Origin of the sequence: Clostridium sp. TW13 (assembly GCF_024345225.1) — a bacterium.
In the GTDB taxonomy this organism is placed as follows: Bacteria; Bacillota; Clostridia; order Clostridiales; family Clostridiaceae; genus Inconstantimicrobium; species Inconstantimicrobium mannanitabidum.
Genome location: NZ_BROD01000001.1, coordinates 3113675 through 3134686, shown reverse-complemented (window position 1 = coordinate 3134686; position 21012 = coordinate 3113675). Strand labels below are relative to the sequence as shown.

Genomic DNA, 21012 nt, shown 5'->3' with positions numbered 1-21012 from the left:
GGTAGTATTAATATGATTAGTAATTAAAATACAAAAAGGGTTATTATGAGTTATGGAATCTACTGATTAATAATCAAAGGGGGACATTATGGCTATTATAGAAGTAATCAAATATAATGGGGGTCCTGATACATTTGCATGGAAATATCCAAGTGAAGAGTTAGGGACATGGTCACAGTTAATAGTTAATGAATCGCAAGAAGCAATATTATTTAAAGGTGGAAAAGCACTTGATGTATTTCAGAGTGGTCGTCATACACTAGATACAGATAATATTCCGTTGCTTAATAAAATAGTTAATCTGCCATTTGGAGGACGTTCTCCATTTACAGCAGAGGTTTGGTATATTAATAAAGCTTATTCATTAGATATAAAATGGGGGACAGCTTCACCTATACAAATTCAAGATCCTAAATATGGACTTTTTACTCCTGTTAGGTCCAATGGTATGTTTGGTATTCAAATTGAAGATTCTAAAAAGTTTTTAATTAAGCTTGTGGGTACATTGCCAATATTCGATAAAACGAATATAGTTAAATACTTTAGAGGGCTTTACATAACAAAAGTTAAAGATGCTATTTCATCATACTTAGTCAAAAAGGAAATAAGTGTTCTTGAAATTAATGCATACATAGATGAACTTTCAAATTATATGAAAGAACGTATTGAGCCAACTATGAAAGATTATGGTATCCAACTTGTTAATTTCTACGTTAATGATATTAGTGTACCAGAAGATGATTCAGCAGTTATTAAATTAAAAGAAGCATTAGCTAAGAGAGCAGAAATGAATATTCTTGGGTATAGCTATCAGCAAGAGCGTTCTTTTGACACATTAGAGGGAGCAGCTAAGAATACAAGTTCTTCTTCAGCACCTTTTATTGGAGCTGGAATTGGATTGGGTATGGGTGTCGGATTAGGTGGTGCAGTTGGTGGAACTTTGAGTGGGATAACAACTGAAATGAATACAGGGAAATCAGTAGAAACAAAAGAGTGCCCTAAATGTCATTCGCAGATTGATGCAAGGCAGCGTTTCTGTGGTTCATGTGGTTTTGATACAGAAGAGATAAGAAAAGGGTCCAAAATGGGTAAAATTCTTTGTAGTAAATGTGGATGTGAATTAACTGGAAAGTTTAAATTTTGTCCAGAGTGTGGGAATAAGTACAATCCATGTCCAAACTGCGGAGCTGATTTAGCTGAAGGCGTTACTAAATGTATACAATGTGGTTATGAAAAGCTTCAAAAGTGTTCAAACTGTGGTGCTGATATTCAAAAGGGCGCGAAGTTCTGCCAAGAGTGCGGACAAGCATTAACAAAAAGATGCCCTAAATGTGAAACTGTTATTGAAGGTAATCCTAAATTCTGTCCAGAATGTGGTGAGAACCTCAAGTAAGGAAGTGTAGTATATGAATAAAAGAGGTAAAATATTTCGGCTATGTGGAATAATTGTATTTATACTTACAATTTTTATATTCTTTATGATAACTAAAGATAGAGTAGCAGCCACTTGGATAAGTTTAATCTTTTTATTATTTGTAGAGATAATATTATTTTGTGGTCTTACAATGCTTGAATATCTTGCGACTAAAGCATCACAAATAGTTATCCGTGCTGGGTGTGGAGGTGTGCTATTAATATACTCAATAATTTCAATGATAGTTTCTGTGTATTATATTATTTCAGTACAAGAATCAGTGAAGCTACTTGCAGCAATTCAAGTTGTGCTATTTGGTATTGCTACAATTTTATTTGTTGTTTTCTACAAAACTTCTGTAAGAATTAAAGAGAGTAGTGATGAAGTGATTAATGTAGCAGTAAAACTTAGTTCAATTGTGGACAAATTTAATTTATTAAGTCAAGATCCAAGTAATGATAAATATAAAACACAGTTAGCAAAGATTGCGGAGGATTTGAGGTTTACTGATATATCGATTTGGGTGCCATGCGATTATGAAATTGATTGTAATTTAGCAAAGTTAGAATTAGTTTTACTTAAAGAAGATGATGAAAGTGAAGTCTTAAAACTATTAGAGAGTACGTTTATGCTGATAAATAAACGGAAAATTGAAGTCAAGAATGCAAGGTTTGGACGAGCATAAAACCAATGTACTTCAAGACAATACAAGCAATGTGCCTAAGCATGAGTATATTACTTTAACATGTAAAAGTTTTTGGGTAATAAATAAAATAGAAAAAGGAACTTTGGTAAATATCAATATTATGAATTTAAATTAGTTAAGGGGAGATAATTATGGCAAATAGTGTACAAGAGAACAATTCAACATCATGGAAAACAATTATACTACTATTGATATTTTTTTGGCCAGTAGGCTTAATTCTTTTATACAGAAAGATATCAATAGATAAGTCAGCAACACTAAAAAACAGTAAGACATTTAATATTTTAGGGTGGGTATTTGTAGCACTATCAGTGATATCTGTTCTTATGATTCTTACAGGAAATCTAAAGACAGAAGATGGTTCGTCAACTACAGGAGAATTAATGGTGGCACTTGTGTTTTTTGGCGGTGGTGGTGCAGTTATGATATATGCTGCTAAGAAGATGAAAATTAACGCAGAAAAGTTGAAAAAGTATATAGCAATTATTATAAATAATAATCAAACATCTATTGATAATATAGCAGCAGCAGTGCCTATTAGTTATGAAGAGGCTGTTAAAGATTTGCAAAAAATGATTGATAATGGATATTTTGAAGGTGCATATATTGATGTTTCTAATAGAGAAATTGTTCTAACAAACAAGAAAACAAAACAAAATGACTTTACTAGTAATGTTCAAATGGATGGGACTGCTAATGAATTACAAGTAAAAGTAGTTGTTTGTAAAAGTTGTGGTGGAAATAATAAAGTTGTTAGAGGACAAGTTTGTGAATGTGAGTATTGTGGATCACTGTTAGAGTAGGTATTTAATATTAATTTCATAAGGTACTAGAAATAGTGCCTTTTTAATATTTTTAAGTTTATTTTTACATTTTAGATTTAATAATAAAAGAAAAGCTAAGGTATTATATTTCAAGATTTTTTCTAGCATGATGCAACTAATATTGGGGGTGAAAAACTAAGAATGGTTAAATTATATTTAAGTTATTTTAGAGGTAAGGCAATAACATCTAGAAAGCTCTATGCAGAATCAGTCTTATAGACAATGGCGATAGCTGCATAGAGATAATTAAAATCGCCATATTCATTCTAATTTGAAATGTTAATAAGTCTGATTTTGCATCCTGAACTATTTTTAGATGAAGGAGCAAATTAGAATGAAATATATCAATGCCATGGAAGTATTACCAAAAAATCTACTAAATGAGATTCAAAAATATATTGCTGGAGAGATGTTATATATTCCACAACCAGAAGGATTAAAAAATGGGTGGGGGAGTAAGACTGGCATAAAGCAAGAAATTTTAGATAGAAATAAAAGAATTAGACTGGATAAAGAAAATGGTAAAACTATTGATGAACTTATGGATAAGTACAACCTTTCTTATGATACTATTAAAAAGATTGTGTACATGAAAGAATAATCATATTATATAAAAACCTCTGTAGATTTTTATTTGCAGAGGTTTTGTGCATAAAACAACTATAGTAAAAATGTATATTTTATTAAGGCAGTATGTGACCTAAAATATAATAAAAAGTAAGAGTATTATGAGAGGCAGGGGGATTTTATAATGAGTACAGAAATGAAAGTTAGAGATAAAATTATAGATTTAGGAGATAACATAACAATTGTCTACCAAGAACCAGAGGTATTTTCTAAATATCATGTTGTTTATTATGGACATAAGTATTCAGATTATTATTTCAGAAATTCACCAAATGAGTTGCTTAAGAAAGCAAAATACATAGATTCAGGATATTTGATTTATAAAGAAAATAAGATTGTTGGTGGAGTTTTTATAAAGCCTAATTTTATGACTGATTTATTTGTTGTCCCACCATATAATGATTATGAATACTTAGCAGATAAGCTTTTAAAGTATTTGAAAACTATATCAAATAAAGATGAAAAAATACTCCTTCAAGAAATAATAGAAGAGTATCTTCCATTTTATAAAAGTAAAAATTGTGAAATTACTGAAAGTGGATTTTGGATGATTAGAACTACTGAAGAAATTAATCCTATTATTCCTGAAAAGTATGAAGTGAGAGATATTGTTGATGAGTATAAATATGAAATGGCAGAAGTGATAATGGCAGCTTACAGGGCTAATCCAGCAATGAAATCTGTTGAAAGTAAAAAGTTCTATGTTGAACATGTAGAAAGCGCTATGCAGTATATTAAGGATAATTCTACTTTGTATAATAGTTCAAAAGTAATGTTTTATAAGCCAGCTAACGAAATTGTAGGTTTATGCTTACATATGGAGTTTGAAGGATTACCATTAATAATGAGTTTTGCTGTTAGACCAGATCATCAAGGAAAAGGTGTTGGAAGTTACCTACTTAAGAATTCCATCAGTTGCTCAAGCGCTAAATATCCAGCTACAAGATTATATGTTATTAATGGTAACCCAGCAATAGAAATTTATGAGCATATGGGCTTCATTAGAAATAAATCAATAAATGATATGCATTTAAAATCTTTTTTATAAAATTTATAGTAGTAGATTAAGAGTCACGATAAACAATCGTGACTTTTTGAATATGAAAATTCTTCTATATTAAGTACAGTTATCATTTACTCAATTTTAGGGTTTATAATTATGGTTATTAATTTAGGGATGGTTCATAAGTTGATGGATATATTTCAAAAATGGTTACGACAATATGAGCATTAAAATAAATGAGCCATTTTATGATAAGATACTAGAAATTTTATGTAGAAAATTAGAGCAGTGAATTTTAAAACCTATAATAATAAGATTTATAGTATAATACTATTAGATTAATTAGAGCTGATGCAATTAGGAAGTAGGCTAATTCAAATGTAGAATTGGTTTATGTTAATACCAGTATAATTTGGAGGGTTTATGAAACAATATGGAGTTAAATATAATAATTTTCAGGAGTTACAGTCTTTTATTCACAATAAAAAAATAGCTAAATATGCTAACATATTTGTTCAAGTTTTTACTGGTACACCAGAAAGAGAATTTATTCAGAATGTTGTAAATGAGATATTATGTATATTACCTCATGCAGAAATAATAGGAACAACAACAGGTGGAGAGATATTAAAGAAAAAATCATATGATTACAGTACAATAATATCTATTACTGTTTTTGAGAAAAGCAAAATAAAATCAAGGCTTTTAAATTGTAATAACGATGAATATGAGTTGGGTAAAAATATCGTAAAAGAATTTGTAGAAAAAAACACAAAGGTTTTAATACTATTTATTGGAGGGTTACTTGTAAAAAGCAATAATATCCTTAAGGGAATACAGGATGCTAATAGTAATGTCATTATTTGTGGTGGTAGAGCTGGGGATAACGGAGAACTAAAAGAAACTATTGTGTTTACAAAACATGGACTTAGTAGTAATGGCATTGCAATTGTTTCACTAAGTGGAGAACAATTAAATGTTCAAACAGACCAAAGCTTTGGCTGGTCCCCTATTGGAAAGCAAATGACTATTACAAAAGTAATAAATAATAGAGTTTATACAATAGATAATATAAAAGCTATTGATATTTATAAGAAATATCTTGGAGAAGGAGTAGTTAAAGATATTCCGATGTCTACCATTCCATTCCCATTAATAGCAGTAGAAGATGGAATTGAAATTGGAAAAGTACCTTACTTATTGAATGATGATGGTTCATTAAATTTTTACGGTAATTTTAAAGTTAATGATAAAGTAAGGTTAGGTTATGGAAATATTAATATGATAATTGATAATTCTATAGAAATAAGCAATAAATTATTGGGGAAAAATGTTCAAGCACTATTTATATATTCATGCTTTATAAGAAAAACTTTCATGCAGAAAAAAATTGATTTCAATTTAAGCAACTTAAATAATATTGCTCCAACTGCTGGCTTTTTTGCCTATGGTGAATTTTTTACAATTAATAATTCAAATAAATTACTAAATGTATCAATGACAATTTTAGGACTTTCAGAAGGAAAAGCAAATTATATTGATAAAACTGAAAAATCTATATGCAGGAGTAAAGAATTTACAAAGGAAAAAGAACACGGTATAATTGAAGCCTTTACAAAGCTTGTAGATGAATCAACAAAGGAATTAGAAGAAATTAATGATAGATTGGAAGAGCAAAAGCGTAGAATTTCTAGAATGAATAATATAACAAAGTCAATTCTTCAAATAAGTAGTGAAATGATATCGTCTGGTGAATTTGAGTATTTTATTAAAGTACTACTTCATAAAATACTAAAGGTTATTAACAAAGGAAAAGTAGGAAATATTTTATTGGTTGAAGATAATAAATTATATTATAAGGCTGGTAGTGGATATGACTTTGAGAAAATTAAAAAAATAACATATGATTTGGATAGTGTTTATTTATATAATAAAATAATTAAGAACGGATTGTTTAATCCTATGATTATTGAAAAAATAGATGAGAATTCATTTTTAGAACCAGACAAGTATAATTGTTGGAGAAGTATATTCAAAAAGGAACCAGGGCAGGTTTTATGTTGCTTTATTGGAATTGATGGAGAAGTAGCAGGGCTTATAACTCTGATTAATACAGAAGACGAAAAAGATTTTGATGAAGAAGATAAAAATATGCTTAAATACATATGCTATGATATTGCCATAGCTTTAAAGAATTTTAGATTACTAGAAAATATTTTGTATATGTCTAGATATGATTCCTTAACTGGGGTTTGTAAGCGAAGTTACTTCAGGGAAATGTTTATTAAAAATATTAATGAATCAAAGACAAATAATTCACCTTTAATTGTAGCATTGATAGATTTGAATGATTTTAAAATTATTAATGATACATATGGCCATGATAAGGGTGATGAAATGTTAAAAACTTTTGCTAAAGTTTTTAACATGGGAATTGATGAAGTTGATGTTTTGGGTAGAATTGGAGGAGACGAATTTGCTGTACTATTTATTAATAAAAGTAGGGAACAAGTTATTAATCTTATAGATAATATTTCAGTTACACTAAATAATTATGATTTGAAATTTGATTATAAGGTAAATAATATTAAGTTTGCATATGGACTAGCAGAATTTTTAACTGATTCAGAAGATATAGATGAATTGATGAAGATAGCAGATAAAAGGATGTATGAGAAAAAGACAAATATGAAAAAGCATTAATTATTAGTATAAAGTTCAAAAAAATAGTAGCATCCCATTGCAGCATGAGGCTGTTTGGTTTTTAATAGAAGGGCAATTTTAAGCTGAAAATTGGAATCTGAATTGGGAATGCTTTTTATTCCAATCATGGAGAAACCTTTGAAGAACTCTGCAAAATAGCAGATAAAAATATGTATGAAAATAAAAGAAATACAAAAGTATTTAATAAAAGTGAGCAATTAGGAAAATGCTTTGAATTAGTTTCACAGACTGATGAAGCTAATGAAGAGTAATATTGAAAAAGATGAAGAAATATGGTACACTGTAAAAATGTTCATTATTTGTAATGGTATTATTATGGCGATTTTGAAGTAAATATATAATTACAACAGAAAAAGGGTCGAAATATAGCTGTTTATGAATAATGACAATGTATAGACACAGAGTATTTAAGGGGGATTTTAAAATGAAAAAAATTATTTCTATGTTGATGATTGTTTTATCGTTGGTAACTTTTGCAGGTTGTCAAAAAGCTGCTAGTAAAACCAATGCAGAAGAAACTAAGAAACCTCAACAAGAAAAACAAGACAAGCAAGACAAACAAGAAGTAACAAACAAAGATGGAATGCAACAAAAGGATAAATTAGATGCAGAGAAAATTGTAACAAGTAATTTTGGTAAAAATGATGCACAATTTGATTTTAAATTAAAAACAACAAAGACTTTCCTAAGTGATTATGATAAAATATGTGCTCTTTTAGATTCTAGATATGGTACAGATGGTGCAGAAGGAGCAGCACCGGATGGCTTTGTAAAAGCAGGAACACAAAGTCAATTAAAGTATTCAATAGTAATTAACAATGACGATGAGGATGCCTATAAATACATCAAGCGAGTTGAGTATGGGTTGTTTTTTAATGATGATAGCAAAGATAAATTAACATTTTCAGAGCTAAATTTAACACTTTGTGATGAAGATAAGGATGGAAAAATAGAGTTAAATGATAAAGCAAAGAATATATTAAAAGTTGTTTATCCTAAAATTAATTTAGAGGAAGCACAAAAAAAAATAAATCAAGCAATAGAAGCTGAAAAAAATAAAAACTATGACTCTATAAGGTCAGATTCAGATGATAAATATTGCTCAATAGATTTTGATTGGTTTAGATATAAGGATAATCCAGTAGAGGTAAAAATTCGTATACAACAATATCAAGATTATCCAAGATAATAATAAAGATTGCAATAGTTACAACTAGATTAATACTTTCGTAAATAAAGTCACTTGAATAAATCAGGTGACTTTATTACTTTTTATCTATTAGTTATCTTTATTTTTAAAGAAAAGTCAATTATAGTTCCTTTCCTAAAATAAAAACTTTCTTTATATTAATATCATCATCAAATAGTATTAAATCAGCATCATAGCCTTCCTTAATTTGTCCTTTATAATTATCCACTTTACAATGTTTTGCTCCGTTAAATGAAGCCATCTTCACAATTTCATGTAAAGGTAAGTTTGAATTTTTATATACATTTTTAACAGCTTTATCAAGGGTAAGCACAGAACCTGCTAAAGCTCCATTTTCCAAGCGTGCTTCCTCATTATTTACTATGACTTTTTGACCGCCTAAAGAATATTCACCATTTGGCATGCAACAGGCCATCATGGCATCAGATATTAATAAAACATTATCAGTACCTTTTTGCTTGTATGCAATTCTTAAAGCTACATCTGAAACATGAATTCCATCAGAAATTGTTTCTGTAGTTATGTTGCTATCAAAAGTAGCACCTACAGCCCCTGGATCTCTATGATTTAAAGGTGACATTCTATTATATAAATGTGTTGAATGGCTAGCACCACACTTTATAGCTTCAATCATTTCTTCATAAGTTGCATCTGTATGACCTAGTGAGCAGACAACTCCAGTATCAGATATATACTTAATAAGTTCCTTAGCGCCATCAATTTCTGGTGCTAGTGTTATTGAAATAATAATATCTTCATAATCTTTTATTATATCCTTATAAGTTGAAATAGATGGGGGTAAAATATATTTAGGATTTTGTGCACCAATTGCGCTTTGATTTATAAAAGGACCTTCTAAGTTAACCCCTAAAACATGAGCGCCATCACAACCACTTTTCTTAAGGTTTTTTATAACACTTAATGATTTTCTTATATCTTCTATAGAAACAGTCATAGTAGTAGGAGTAAAGGAAGTTGTCCCGTGTTTAGCTATTGTTTTAGAAATAGTATTGATTGCTTCACTGGTACCATCCATTGTGTCATAACCACCAGCACCATGAATGTGAACGTCAATAAAACCAGGTGAAATGTATAAGCCATTTGCATCTAATACATCTTCATCATAGTATTTACTAGGATTTATTTCTTTAATCTTCCCATTTTCTATAAGTATTGAGCCTTGTTCTATTTTATCTAGATAAATTATATTACAATTCTTTATTATCATGTTACTACTCCTTTAAGTGTAATTTCTTTTGTTTTATTAGTGGATGTTACCAGTTGTTTAAGTTAATTATATATGATTTATAAATAGTTTTTCAAGTATATATTGACATAAGGATAATAATTAATTATAATTTTGTTGGAGTGGTAATTACCAGTTGGAATTAACTCTCTATAGTTTGTATGTCTAAAGGAATTCCCTTATTAATATTTTATTTTGTATTAAGTAAGGTTATAATTAATCATAAAACTGCTAGAACTAAAAGAGGTGCGTTTATGACTAAAATTGATAAAAATTCAACAATTCCGTTATATGTTCAATTAATGAATATTCTTATAGAAAAAATACAAAATGAAATGGATGAAAATGATAAGTTAGATTCTGAAAGAGATATTTGCAAAAAGTATGATGTTAGTAGGACTACTGTAAGAGAAGCTTTAGACGAGTTAGAAAAGAAGAAATATATTTATAAAGTACAAGGAAAAGGAAATTTTATATCTCCTAAAGTAGTAGAGCAAGATCTAATAAAGGTTTCATCGTTTACAGAAGAAATGAAAAAGCATGGGAAAAAACCAACTTCAAAATTACTAAACTTTGAGATTATTGAAGCTAGTAATAAGATATCTAGAAAATTAAAAATAGAAGAAAATGAACCTGTATTTAAAATCTCAAGAATAAGAATTGCAGATGATACCCCAATGATGTATGAAATAACATATTTGCCATATGAAAGATTTAAAGAATTAACTAAAGAAATGATTGAAAAAGCTCCGTTGTATGAATTATTAAAGAATATTTTTAATATAAATATTACTTCAGCAGAGGAGGTAATCGAGAGTGTTTTGATAAATAAACTAGAAAGTATTTATTTGGAGATACCTCAAGGACAGGCGGGGTTAAAATTTGAAAGAATAGCATATGAGCAAAATGGAATCATTGAATACACTATAACTATAGCAAGAGGAGATAAGTATAGATATAGGGTTTGTTTAACTAATTAATAACAAAGGAGAATATTATCAATGAAGTTACTAGTAGTTAAAGATTATGAGGAAATGAGTTGTGCTGCAGCTAAAATATTTAAAGATATAATTACTGAAAAACCAGATGCGGTTCTAGGGCTTGCAACAGGAAGTACTCCAATTGGATTGTACAAGAAGCTTATAGAAATGAATAGAAATAAAGAAATAGATTTTTCTAATATAAAAACAATAAATATAGATGAATATGTTGGACTTGGAGAAGAAAATCCTAAAAGTTATAGACATTTTATGAATGAGAATTTATTTAATCATATAAATATAGATAAAGCAAATACACTTGTTCCAAATGGTCTAGCAGAAGACCTTGAAATAGAGGCTAAGAGCTATGACAAAAAAATAGATGAACTAGGTGGAATTGATATACAAATCCTTGGTATTGGAAATAATGGACATATTGCATTTAATGAACCAGATGATTTTTTGATATCAGAAACACATGTAACAAATCTATCTCAAAGCACCATTGAAGCAAATTCTAGGTTTTTTCAATCAATAAATGAAGTGCCTACTATGGCTATAACTATGGGGATTGGATCAATAATGAAGGCAAAAAAAATACTGCTATTGGTAAAGGGTGAAGACAAGGTAAGAGCAGTGAAGGAATTATTAAATGGGGACATTACAACAAAGAATCCAGCAACAATATTAAAGTTGCACGAAGATGTAACCGTAATAATAGATGAGTCTATGGAAGATAAAGGAGATTTTTATTGATAAAGCAGTGTTTTATGTTTACGTTTTCCTTAAAATAGGTGAAATTTTAGTGTGGAAAATATTTTTTAAAAATAAAATAAAAAATATGTTGAAATACGATAAGAAAGATGTTATTATGAAAACGTAGTCAATGAGGAATATCTAGTGATGTTCCTGAATAGATTATAATAGAATATTATTATCTAGCATGTTACTGATTAGATCAGGCATAAGCAGAGATAAATGAAATAATTTAATATTTGTTTGTTATATCACATGTTTTGTACAGTTTTATTAGGTATTATCATAACTTTTTATGACTCAGTTTAGTGTACAAGCATTGTGAAGAAATCCGAACATATATTATCTTGTTTTATTTTTCAATGCTTATGCCTTTTGTTTTTTGTAACAAATAAAAAATAGGAGGTACAAAAATGGTAGGAATTATTCTTGCTAGTCATGGAGAATTTGCTAAAGGCATCTTGCAATCTGGTAAAATGATTTTTGGAGAACAAGAAAACGTAAAAGCTGTTACGTTAATGCCTAGCGAAGGACCTGATGATCTTAGAGCAAAAATGAAAGACGCAATTGCATCATTTGACAACCAGGATGAGGTTTTATTCTTAGTTGATCTTTGGGGTGGTACACCATTCAACCAAGCGAATGCTTTATTTGAAGAACACAAAGATAAATGGGCAATCGTAGCTGGTATGAATTTACCAATGTTGATTGAAGCTTACGGTGCACGTCTTTCAATGGAATCTGCACATGAAATCGCAGCGTATATCTTAAATGCAGGTAAAGAAGGGGTTAAAGTTAAGCCCGAAGCATTGGAAGCAGCAGATGCTGGTAAAACTTCTTCAGCAGGAGCAGTACAATCTAATGCAGGTGCACCTGGATCATTTGAATACGTTTTAGCTCGTATTGATTCTCGTTTACTTCATGGACAAGTAGCAACTGCTTGGACAAAAACTGTAAATCCTACAAGAATTATTGTAGTTTCAGATGCAGTTGCCAAAGATGATCTTCGTAAGAAGTTAATCACACAAGCAGCTCCTCCAGGGGTTAAAGCTCATGTTGTTCCAGTTGATCATATGATTAAACTTGCAAAAGATGATAAGCATTTTGGTGGACAACGTGCAATGCTTCTTTTTGAAAATCCAGAAGATGTACTTAGAGCAGTAGAAGGTGGAATACCACTAAAGACAATTAATGTTGGTTCAATGGCTCATTCTATAGGTAAGGTTCAACCAAACAAAGTACTTGCTTTCAATCAAAAGGATATTGATACATTCAAAAAGTTAAAGCAAGCTGGACTTAATTTTGATGTTCGTAAAGTACCAAATGATTCAAAAGGAAATATGGACGAAATAATTAAGAAAGCACAAGAAGAATTAAACAAATCAAAATAATATAATTATTTAGAGAAAAAGGAGGATTAATAACCATGACTTTAAATATAATTCAAATGATATTAGTCATTATAGTAGCATTTTTAGCTGGTGTAGAAGGTGTTTTGGATGAATTCCATTTCCATCAACCAGTAATTGCTTGTACATTAATCGGCTTAGTTACAGGTAATTTAATACCATGTCTAATCTTAGGCGGTACTCTTCAAATGATTGCTTTAGGTTGGGCAAATATCGGTGCTGCCGTAGCACCAGATGCAGCGTTAGCATCTGTTGCATCTGCAATTATTCTAGTTCTTGGAGGACAAGGTCAAGCAGGAGTTACTTCAGCAATCGCTATTGCTGTTCCTCTAGCAGTTGCAGGTTTACTATTAACAATTATTTGTCGTACAATAGCTACAGCATTTGTACATTTTATGGATGCTGCTGCTAAGGAAGGAAATATCAGAGCTATTGAAATGTGGCAAATAGCTGGTATTTGTTTACAAGGTATACGTATTGCAATTCCAGCAGGATTAATATTAGCAATTGGTTCTGGTCCAATCAGTTCACTACTTGCTTCAATGCCTGCTTGGTTAACAGATGGTTTAGCAATCGGTGGTGGAATGGTTGTAGCTGTTGGTTATGCAATGGTAATCAATATGATGGCTACAAAAGAAGTATGGCCATTCTTTGCAATCGGTTTTGTATTAGCAACTGTTTCACAAATTACACTTATCGGACTAGGTGCTATCGGTGTAGCTTTAGCTCTTCTTTACTTAGCGCTTAGCAAACAAGGTGGCACAGCTGGAAGTTCAAATATTGGGGATCCTTTAGGGGACCTTATTGATAAATACTAAGAAGGGAGAGGAAACGAAAATGTCAAAAGAATTAAAATTAACAAAAAGAGATCGTATTTCTGTTTGGTTCCGTTCATTTTTCCTTCAAGGTTCTTGGAACTATGAAAGAATGCAAAATGGTGGTTGGGCATTTACAATGATTCCAGCAATCAAAAAATTATACAAGACTAAAGAAGATAGAGCAGCTGCATTGGAACGTCATTTAGAGTTCTTTAACACTCACCCATATGTAGCTTCACCAATTATTGGTGTAACATTAGCTTTAGAAGAAGAACGTGCAAATGGTGCACCAATCGATGATGTAACTATTCAAGGTGTTAAAATCGGTATGATGGGACCTTTAGCTGGTATTGGAGATCCAGTTTTCTGGTTCACTGTTAAGCCAATTTTAGGAGGATTAGCTGCTTCTCTTGCTATGAGTGGTAATATACTTGGACCAATTATTTATTTCTTAGCTTGGAATATCATACGTATGGGATTCATGTGGTATACACAAGAGTTTGGTTACAAAGCAGGTTCTCGTATTACTGATGATTTGTCAGGTGGTATATTACAGGATATTACAAAAGGAGCATCCATTCTTGGTATGTTCATTTTAGGATCATTGGTTAACAGATGGGTATCTGTTAAATTTACACCAATAGTATCATCTGTTAAGTTAAGTAAGGGTGCATTCATTGATTGGAGCACACTTCCTTCTGGAGCACAAGGTGTTCAACAAGCTTTACAACAACAAGCATCTGGTATGTCATTAACTGATGCTAAGGTTACGACACTACAAGGTAACTTGGATTCATTAATTCCTGGACTTGCAGGATTATTAATTACATTTATCTGTATGTGGTTGCTTAAGAAGAAAGTATCTCCAATTATCATTATTCTTGGGTTATTCGCAATCGGTATTGTTTTCCACTTAATTCATTTAATGTAATACTTTTAACTTAGCCTAGGCTTTTAGCCTGGGCTTTTGTTAAATATAAAGTAAGTTGAGAAAAATAGTTTTTACATACTAATGAAATAAGTTGATGAAATATATGTTATTTGTAATCAACTTTCAAATACTTGATAGAAACATATAAAAAAATATATAATGAAATAAATATATATAATTAGAAAAGAGGTGGCTCAGATGGTTCAATCACTAAATACAAAAGTGGATCTAACAATTGATGCAACAGCTTTTACTGGCTTATCAGATTATGGTAAGCTAATGATAGGTGACAAAGGATTTGAGTTCTATAATTCTCGTGATTATCGTAAATTCATTCAAATTCCTTGGGAAGAGGTTGACTATGTCATAGCATCCGTATTGTTTAAAGGAAAGTGGATTCCACGATATGCAATCAGAACGAAGAAAAATGGTACCTATACGTTTTCTTCTAAAGATGCAAAAAAAGTACTTCGCGTTGTTCGAAATTATGTTGATCCAAATCGTATGGTTTATTCGTTAAGTTTTTTTGATGTGGTGAAACGAACAGTGAAGTCAATATTTAAGAAAAGTAAATAAATTAAAGAGTTATCATGTATATAAGAATGAGTTTAATTATAGAAAGTGCTATGTATTAGTTGAAGATATTAATACATAGCATTTTTCTATCTCTAAAATTATTATAAGTAAGAAGTATTAGAATTTCTTGAGTATGTAGAAGCTTTAACTAGTAGATTTCTTAAATGATTAAAATGAAAGATTTAAAAAGACATATCTACTAGAATAGTAAAACAAGTTTTAAATTATAAATAATTTTTATAAAGAAGGTTAACTTAATTATAATAGATTTAAAGTGAGGTAGATTAATATGAGTAAAGTATTATATATAAAAGCAAATGTAAAGCCAGAAGGGCAATCAAAAACCTTTAGAATTTCAGATAGTTTTATAGAGGAGTATAAGAAAAATAATCCTAACGATGAGATTATTACATTAGATTTGTATAAGGAAAACATAAACTTCTTAAAAGGAGAAGATTTAGAAGTAGTATTCGGACCTAAAAATGAAGAAAGTCGAAATCATCCAATATTAAAATATGCATATCAATTTGTGGAAGTTGACAAATATGTAATTGCAGCACCAATGTGGAACTTAAATGTACCTGCAATATTAAAGGCATATATAGATTATGTGTCTGTTACAGGAATTACATTTAAATATACTGAAAATGGACCAGTTGGTCTTTGCCAAGGGAAGAAAGCAGTTCATATTGTTTCAAGAGGCGGATCATATTCAGAAGGTGCAGGAGCAGCATTTGAGATGGGAGACAGATACTTAAGAACTATATTTGGATTCTTTGGAACAACTGACTTTACTACAATAGCAGCAGAGAATGTAGATGTTATTGGTGAAGATGTGGAAGCAATTCTTGAAAATGCAATTAATAAAGCTCAAGCAATAGCAAAAGAATTTTAGTTATTTTTGACCTTGAAAAGATAGAGGATTTAGATAAATATTTTATTAAATGACAGTTGTGTAATCATTAGGTAATAAGCATCTATAATATGCTTATTACCTTAATTTTTTTGTTTAGATTAAGTCTAAAGGGTTGTTCATTGATGAAAAAATATATTATTTTAAGTTGACATACAGTTGTCAGTTTTAGAATGGTATATTCAATTTAAACCACAATCTATATAAGGTTGTTGCTTTAATATATAAATTTGAAAATCTGAGAAAGCAAGAGAAGATTAAGGAGAATATTAAATTATTAAGGTAGGAGAATATTAGTATGAGAGATGAGATTTTAAATTGGTTACTTGAAGACAAAAACCCAGAAGTAGAACTTAGAGTGTTGAAAGAGTATCTTGGGTTAGGGGATGAGGATTCAAGAGTAATAAGCACAAAGGAAGCATTACTGCAATCCAAAGTTTATGCAAGAGCTTTGAAAAAGTTAAAAGGGGACAAACCATGGGGGAAATTTGATGCATTGATGGCATTTGCAGAATGGGGATTAACAAGAGATGATATCGGAAAAGACATTGATGCAGAGGTATTTGGTTTGATTGAATCCACAGGATTTAAGATGCTATGTGCAGAAGCTTTTCTTCTTCGTAATTTAGTGAAATTGGGGTACTACAATGAGCCGGTCATTAAGGTGGAAATTGATAAAGTATTAAAAGTCATAAAAGATGATGGTGGATTTGGATGTATTAGTAGCAATAAAAAAATAAATGATCCTAGAAAGTCACATAAGAGTTGTGCTCGTATTACAGTAGAATATCTATTACTTGTAGCAGAATTACATCTTCAAGGCATAGAAGCTGAATGTAGGGAAGCATTAATGAACTATTTTACAAAACGAAACATTTTCTATCGCACAGATGATATGGTGACACCAATGGTGGATGTGATGACACAGACCTTTTATCCAGCAGATCCAATTAAGGTAGGTGCACAAAATATAGTGTATGCATTAAAAGTATTAGGATGTCCAACAGAGTCAGATGCTATGAAAGCTGGTTATGAGGCTGTTGACAGATATAAATTGGAAGATGGTACATATGTATTATCTGGTTCAAAAAGTGTTCCTTCATTTAATCCAGGTAAAGTTGGACAATCTAATAAATGGATTACACTTTATGCATATATGGCAAGATAAATATGTTTATAATGTGCTAGAAAAAATGATATGATAATATATAGATATAGTAATTTTTAACTATTATTTCAGGCATAAAATAGATTGGGTTATTCTATAATCTAATCAACCATAATAAATTTTTCAGAAGTAAGAATTATTTATATAGCCTGATATGTACCAAAGGGGGAATAGTCGATGGAACATGATATTCTTGTCAATGCTCTCAATCGCTCTTATCAATTAAATATTAATCAGATTGGACTTTACAGAGATATGATTGGCCGTGTATATTTTTTGCAGAGTCAGGGGAAAAGGTATGTTTTTAAAATATACCGTAACTTTAAAACAGATGATGCATTACAAACCATTCGTATACTCAATTATTTAAAAGCAAACTTATATCCAGTAGTTTCTGTTGTTAATACAGTACAAAATGAAAGTAATATATTTGTTGATTGTTCAGAGGGTTCCTGTGTAGGGGTATTATACGATTATGTTGACGGTATAACACCAAATGGAAAGCAGGAGGCAGGAAGTATCGGAAAACAAATTGGGAAACTCCATAAATTAATGGAAAGCTATCCTCATAAACTTGCTCATAAAACAAAAATTGATTATATTGATGATTACATTTCTATTATGAAAGAAAAGAATTTTGATTCTGAAAAAATTATTGATCTGCAACAATATGGAGATGAATTATGGAATCGTATAAGTAAATTACCTAAAAGCTTTTGTCATGGTGATCTTCATACGGGAAATATGCTTAGAAATCAAAGAGGAGAATATGTTCTTTTTGATTTTGATGATGCTTCAGGGGATTATCCTAGTATGGATGTAGCATACATGAGTGATGATACAAACTTTAATCAGTTTCAGGAATCAATGTATGATAAAACTATGCACTTATATGAAAGTTTCTATTCAGGATATAGTAAAATTCGTCCATTGAGTAATATGGAGTATAACTCTATTTTTGATTTTATTGCTGTTAGGCATTTTCAAATAATATCAAGAATAGTTAGATGTCAAGGATTACAAAGCTTAGATGAAAAAGATTGCTATGAACAGTATACTTGGCTTATGAACTGGAGGGAACTTTGTATTAAAAAACAGCATTAAATCATAGATTTGGACTTTTACTTATCTGCTCAAGTTGGAGATAACGGCTGCACGTTCCTGGACGAGGTACACCTTAAGGGTGTAAGTTCAACTAAGATTCATTTGATAAAAATAATAAATCATATCAGCCTGTTCTCCAACTTTAATTCAACATGGTGAAAAGGATGAAAGATTATATGGTTTTATGATTTATTAGTCGGAGAAGGATTTGGGACAGAATCAGGAGTAGATATAAAAATATATAGGTCGGTATAAAATAAATAGAATATTATAACTTAGAATTTTAAAGATTACGCTTTATTTCCACCATTGATACCCACGGCAGAGATGTCGTGGGTTATTTTAATGCTATTTTCCAAATTCTTATAGATTGTACCAAGTTTATAGAATAAAGTTAATTGTAAAACATATTTACTAATACTTACATAATAACAACAGATTCGACAATATTTACTCAAATACTATGACATGATATAATAATAATTATGTTTTAAATATGAAATTATATTGAATTTAAAAAAATACTCAAATTAGGGGGAAGGTATGAAAAGTATAAAATCAAAGTTAATACTATTTTTAGGATTATTAGTGGTGGCTGTATGTATAGGCTTAGGTGGGATTTCATTTGTAAATTCAACAAAGTCACTGCAATCAAATTTAAGTAAAACACTTCCTAAAATTGCAGAAGAAACTGCCAGTAGTATTCAAGGAAGAGTTAAAGGACAGTTAAATCAATTAGAGGCTATTGCATCCATGCCTGAAATAAAAGATGTTAATAATTCATGGGAAAATAAAAAAGCAATACTTTTAGATCAGGCTAAAAGAATGGGAAGTGTCAAATTAAGCATAGGGGATAAAAATGGTGATGCTAAGGGTACAGATGGAAAGACTATTAATCTGAAGGATAGAGACTATTACCAAAAGGCGTTATCAGGAGAAAGTAATGTGTCAGACCCATTGATAGGTAAAGTTACTGGTACTGTAGAGGTTAAGTATGCTGTCCCTATTAAGAATAATAATGAAGTAGTAGGAGTACTATTTGAAACAAGAGATGGGAATCAATTAAGTGAGCTAACGAATCAGGTTAAGGTTGGAACAACAGGCTATGCTTTTATGATAAAAAAAGATGGTACCAATATTGCTAGTACTAATAAAGATCTTGTCCTTAAAATGTACAACCCAGTTGAAGAAGCAAAAAAAGATACTAAGTTACAGGCTTTAGCTGAAATTGAGAAGAAAATGGGAGCTGGAGAAACAGGAATCGGTGAATATACTTATGGTGGAGCAGATAAGTATGTGGGGTATGCTCCAGTTAAAGGAACTGAATGGTCTGTGGGAGTTATAGTAGTAAAGGGTGAAATATTGTCAGAATTGGATAGCCTAAAGATTTCAGTTGTAGGATTTTCTATATTATTTATATTAATTGGATTTGCAGTTGTTTATATTATTTCTAATAATATATCTAAAGGAATAAAATCAACTTCAAAACATCTGGGATTATTAGCAGAGGGTAATCTATGTGCAGAAGTTTCTCCTAAATACTTGCAATTAAAAGATGAAGTTGGAGAAATGACTAACTCAATGAAGGTAATGCAAGAATCCTTAAAAGGAATGATTAACAGAATAAAACAGAATTCTGAAAATATTAATATGCAGTCAGAAAATTTATCTTCTGTTTCAGAGGAAATAGCTAGTTCTTCACAAAATGTTACAGAAGCAATAAATGAAATTGCGCAAGGGACAAGTTCTCAATCTGAGGACTTAATGAATGTAACAGAAATTCTTAATGATTTTAGTGATAAATTATCTGGAATGGTTGGTGAGATACAAGTTGTGGATTCGAATTCTAGAGATATTAGCTTGATGGCAAAAGAGAGCAGTAATGAAATGAATGAATTGAATGAATCTGTAACTAAAGTAAGTACTTCATTTAAAGATTTTAATCGCAAAATTGTTGGTCTTGGAAAAGATGTAAATGAAATAAATGAAATTACTAATATGATAAATAGTATTGCAGAACAAACAAATTTATTAGCATTAAATGCAGCTATTGAAGCGGCTAGAGCAGGCGAGTCAGGAAAAGGTTTTGCAGTTGTTGCAGATGAAATAAGAACACTTGCCGAACAATCAAAAAATTCATCAGAAGATATTAATAGATTGATTAATGAGATAGCTAATAATACAAATGTTATAGTCCAGGATTCCGTTGAAATGGATGATGAACTATTAAACCAAGTTAAGATTATAAACAGTTCAATAACATCTTTCAAGAAAATTATAGAAGCAGTAAATGAAGTGATTCCTAAAATCGAAACAGTTAAAAAATCTGCTGAAGGTATAGATAAAGATAAAGAAACTATCTTGGGCAGAGTAGATGGTGTATCTTCAGTTTCACTTGAAGTTTCAGCATCTTCAGAAGAAATTTCTGCGTCATCAGAGCAGATGAGTGCATCTACAGAAGAAATAGCAGCAGCAGCACAAACACTTAGCAGTATGACTAAGGAAATGCTTGATGAAGTAAACAAATTTAAAATTTAGAGACGAAGAATTTCTAATCAATATGAAAAATAGATAAATAAATTATATTAAATTTAAAGTCACGA

Annotated in this window: 18 protein-coding genes; 17 read left to right on the top strand and 1 reads right to left on the bottom strand. The window is 30.3% G+C overall.

Annotated elements, in window-relative coordinates; translation table 11 throughout:
• Positions 1 to 88 precede the first annotated feature (88 nt).
• The 7 genes from OCU47_RS14770 (at position 89) to OCU47_RS14740 (ending at position 8487) form a co-directional block, all read left to right on the top strand.
• Positions 89 to 1393 carry an SPFH domain-containing protein gene (locus tag OCU47_RS14770; RefSeq protein WP_261829376.1) on the top strand — a complete coding sequence of 435 codons (1305 nt, stop codon included), beginning with the start codon at positions 89 to 91 and terminating at the stop codon, positions 1391 to 1393.
• A 13-nt stretch (positions 1394 to 1406) separates the two neighbouring features.
• On the top strand, positions 1407 to 2099 hold the full coding sequence (locus OCU47_RS14765; RefSeq protein ID WP_261829375.1) for a hypothetical protein: 693 nt from the start codon (positions 1407 to 1409) through the stop codon (positions 2097 to 2099).
• Positions 2100 to 2251: 152 nt separating this feature from the next.
• Positions 2252 to 2923 carry a hypothetical protein gene (locus tag OCU47_RS14760; RefSeq protein ID WP_261829374.1) on the top strand — a complete coding sequence of 224 codons (672 nt, stop codon included), beginning with the start codon at positions 2252 to 2254 and terminating at the stop codon, positions 2921 to 2923.
• A 355-nt stretch (positions 2924 to 3278) separates the two neighbouring features.
• Positions 3279 to 3545: a CD3324 family protein gene (locus OCU47_RS14755; protein ID WP_261829373.1), complete on the top strand. Its 267-nt coding sequence runs from the start codon at positions 3279 to 3281 to the stop codon at positions 3543 to 3545.
• A 150-nt stretch (positions 3546 to 3695) separates the two neighbouring features.
• Positions 3696 to 4619 (top strand): GNAT family N-acetyltransferase, encoded by a 924-nt coding sequence (locus OCU47_RS14750; protein ID WP_261829372.1) that lies wholly within the window; start codon positions 3696 to 3698, stop codon positions 4617 to 4619.
• Positions 4620 to 4997: 378 nt separating this feature from the next.
• The gene (locus OCU47_RS14745; protein ID WP_261829371.1) at positions 4998 to 7277 is read left to right on the top strand and encodes a sensor domain-containing diguanylate cyclase; all 2280 of its coding nucleotides are present in this window, start codon (positions 4998 to 5000) and stop codon (positions 7275 to 7277) included.
• A gap of 445 nt (positions 7278 to 7722) precedes the next feature.
• Positions 7723 to 8487 carry an LptM family lipoprotein gene (locus OCU47_RS14740; protein ID WP_261829370.1) on the top strand — a complete coding sequence of 255 codons (765 nt, stop codon included), beginning with the start codon at positions 7723 to 7725 and terminating at the stop codon, positions 8485 to 8487.
• Between the two features lie 121 nt (positions 8488 to 8608).
• On the opposite strand, the gene nagA is transcribed toward OCU47_RS14740, so the two are convergent.
• Positions 8609 to 9736 (bottom strand): N-acetylglucosamine-6-phosphate deacetylase, encoded by a 1128-nt coding sequence (gene nagA, locus OCU47_RS14735; RefSeq protein ID WP_261829369.1) that lies wholly within the window; start codon positions 9734 to 9736, stop codon positions 8609 to 8611.
• Between the two features lie 272 nt (positions 9737 to 10008).
• Between nagA and OCU47_RS14730 the strand changes: the two genes are divergently transcribed.
• From OCU47_RS14730 to OCU47_RS14685, 10 genes are all read left to right on the top strand, one after another.
• Entirely contained in the window at positions 10009 to 10734 is a 726-nt protein-coding gene (locus tag OCU47_RS14730) for a GntR family transcriptional regulator (protein ID WP_261829368.1), read from the top strand.
• A gap of 21 nt (positions 10735 to 10755) precedes the next feature.
• Positions 10756 to 11490: a glucosamine-6-phosphate deaminase gene (gene nagB, locus OCU47_RS14725; protein ID WP_261829367.1), complete on the top strand. Its 735-nt coding sequence runs from the start codon at positions 10756 to 10758 to the stop codon at positions 11488 to 11490.
• Between the two features lie 413 nt (positions 11491 to 11903).
• A complete protein-coding gene (locus tag OCU47_RS14720) occupies positions 11904 to 12881 on the top strand; it encodes a mannose/fructose/sorbose PTS transporter subunit IIA (protein WP_261829366.1) in 978 nt (325 codons plus the stop codon).
• Positions 12882 to 12916: 35 nt separating this feature from the next.
• The gene (locus tag OCU47_RS14715) at positions 12917 to 13717 is read left to right on the top strand and encodes a PTS mannose/fructose/sorbose transporter subunit IIC (RefSeq protein ID WP_261829365.1); all 801 of its coding nucleotides are present in this window, start codon (positions 12917 to 12919) and stop codon (positions 13715 to 13717) included.
• Positions 13718 to 13736: 19 nt separating this feature from the next.
• On the top strand, positions 13737 to 14648 hold the full coding sequence (locus OCU47_RS14710; RefSeq protein ID WP_261829364.1) for a PTS system mannose/fructose/sorbose family transporter subunit IID: 912 nt from the start codon (positions 13737 to 13739) through the stop codon (positions 14646 to 14648).
• A gap of 198 nt (positions 14649 to 14846) precedes the next feature.
• Positions 14847 to 15224: a DUF956 family protein gene (locus OCU47_RS14705; protein WP_261829363.1), complete on the top strand. Its 378-nt coding sequence runs from the start codon at positions 14847 to 14849 to the stop codon at positions 15222 to 15224.
• A gap of 289 nt (positions 15225 to 15513) precedes the next feature.
• Positions 15514 to 16119: an FMN-dependent NADH-azoreductase gene (locus OCU47_RS14700; RefSeq protein WP_261829362.1), complete on the top strand. Its 606-nt coding sequence runs from the start codon at positions 15514 to 15516 to the stop codon at positions 16117 to 16119.
• 316 nt (positions 16120 to 16435) lie between these two features.
• Positions 16436 to 17305, top strand: coding sequence for a hypothetical protein (locus OCU47_RS14695; protein WP_261829361.1), 870 nt, complete (start codon positions 16436 to 16438; stop codon positions 17303 to 17305).
• Positions 17306 to 17482: 177 nt separating this feature from the next.
• Positions 17483 to 18409 carry a phosphotransferase enzyme family protein gene (locus OCU47_RS14690; RefSeq protein WP_261829360.1) on the top strand — a complete coding sequence of 309 codons (927 nt, stop codon included), beginning with the start codon at positions 17483 to 17485 and terminating at the stop codon, positions 18407 to 18409.
• Positions 18410 to 18952: 543 nt separating this feature from the next.
• A complete protein-coding gene (locus OCU47_RS14685; protein WP_261829359.1) occupies positions 18953 to 20947 on the top strand; it encodes a methyl-accepting chemotaxis protein in 1995 nt (664 codons plus the stop codon).
• Positions 20948 to 21012 lie beyond the last annotated feature (65 nt).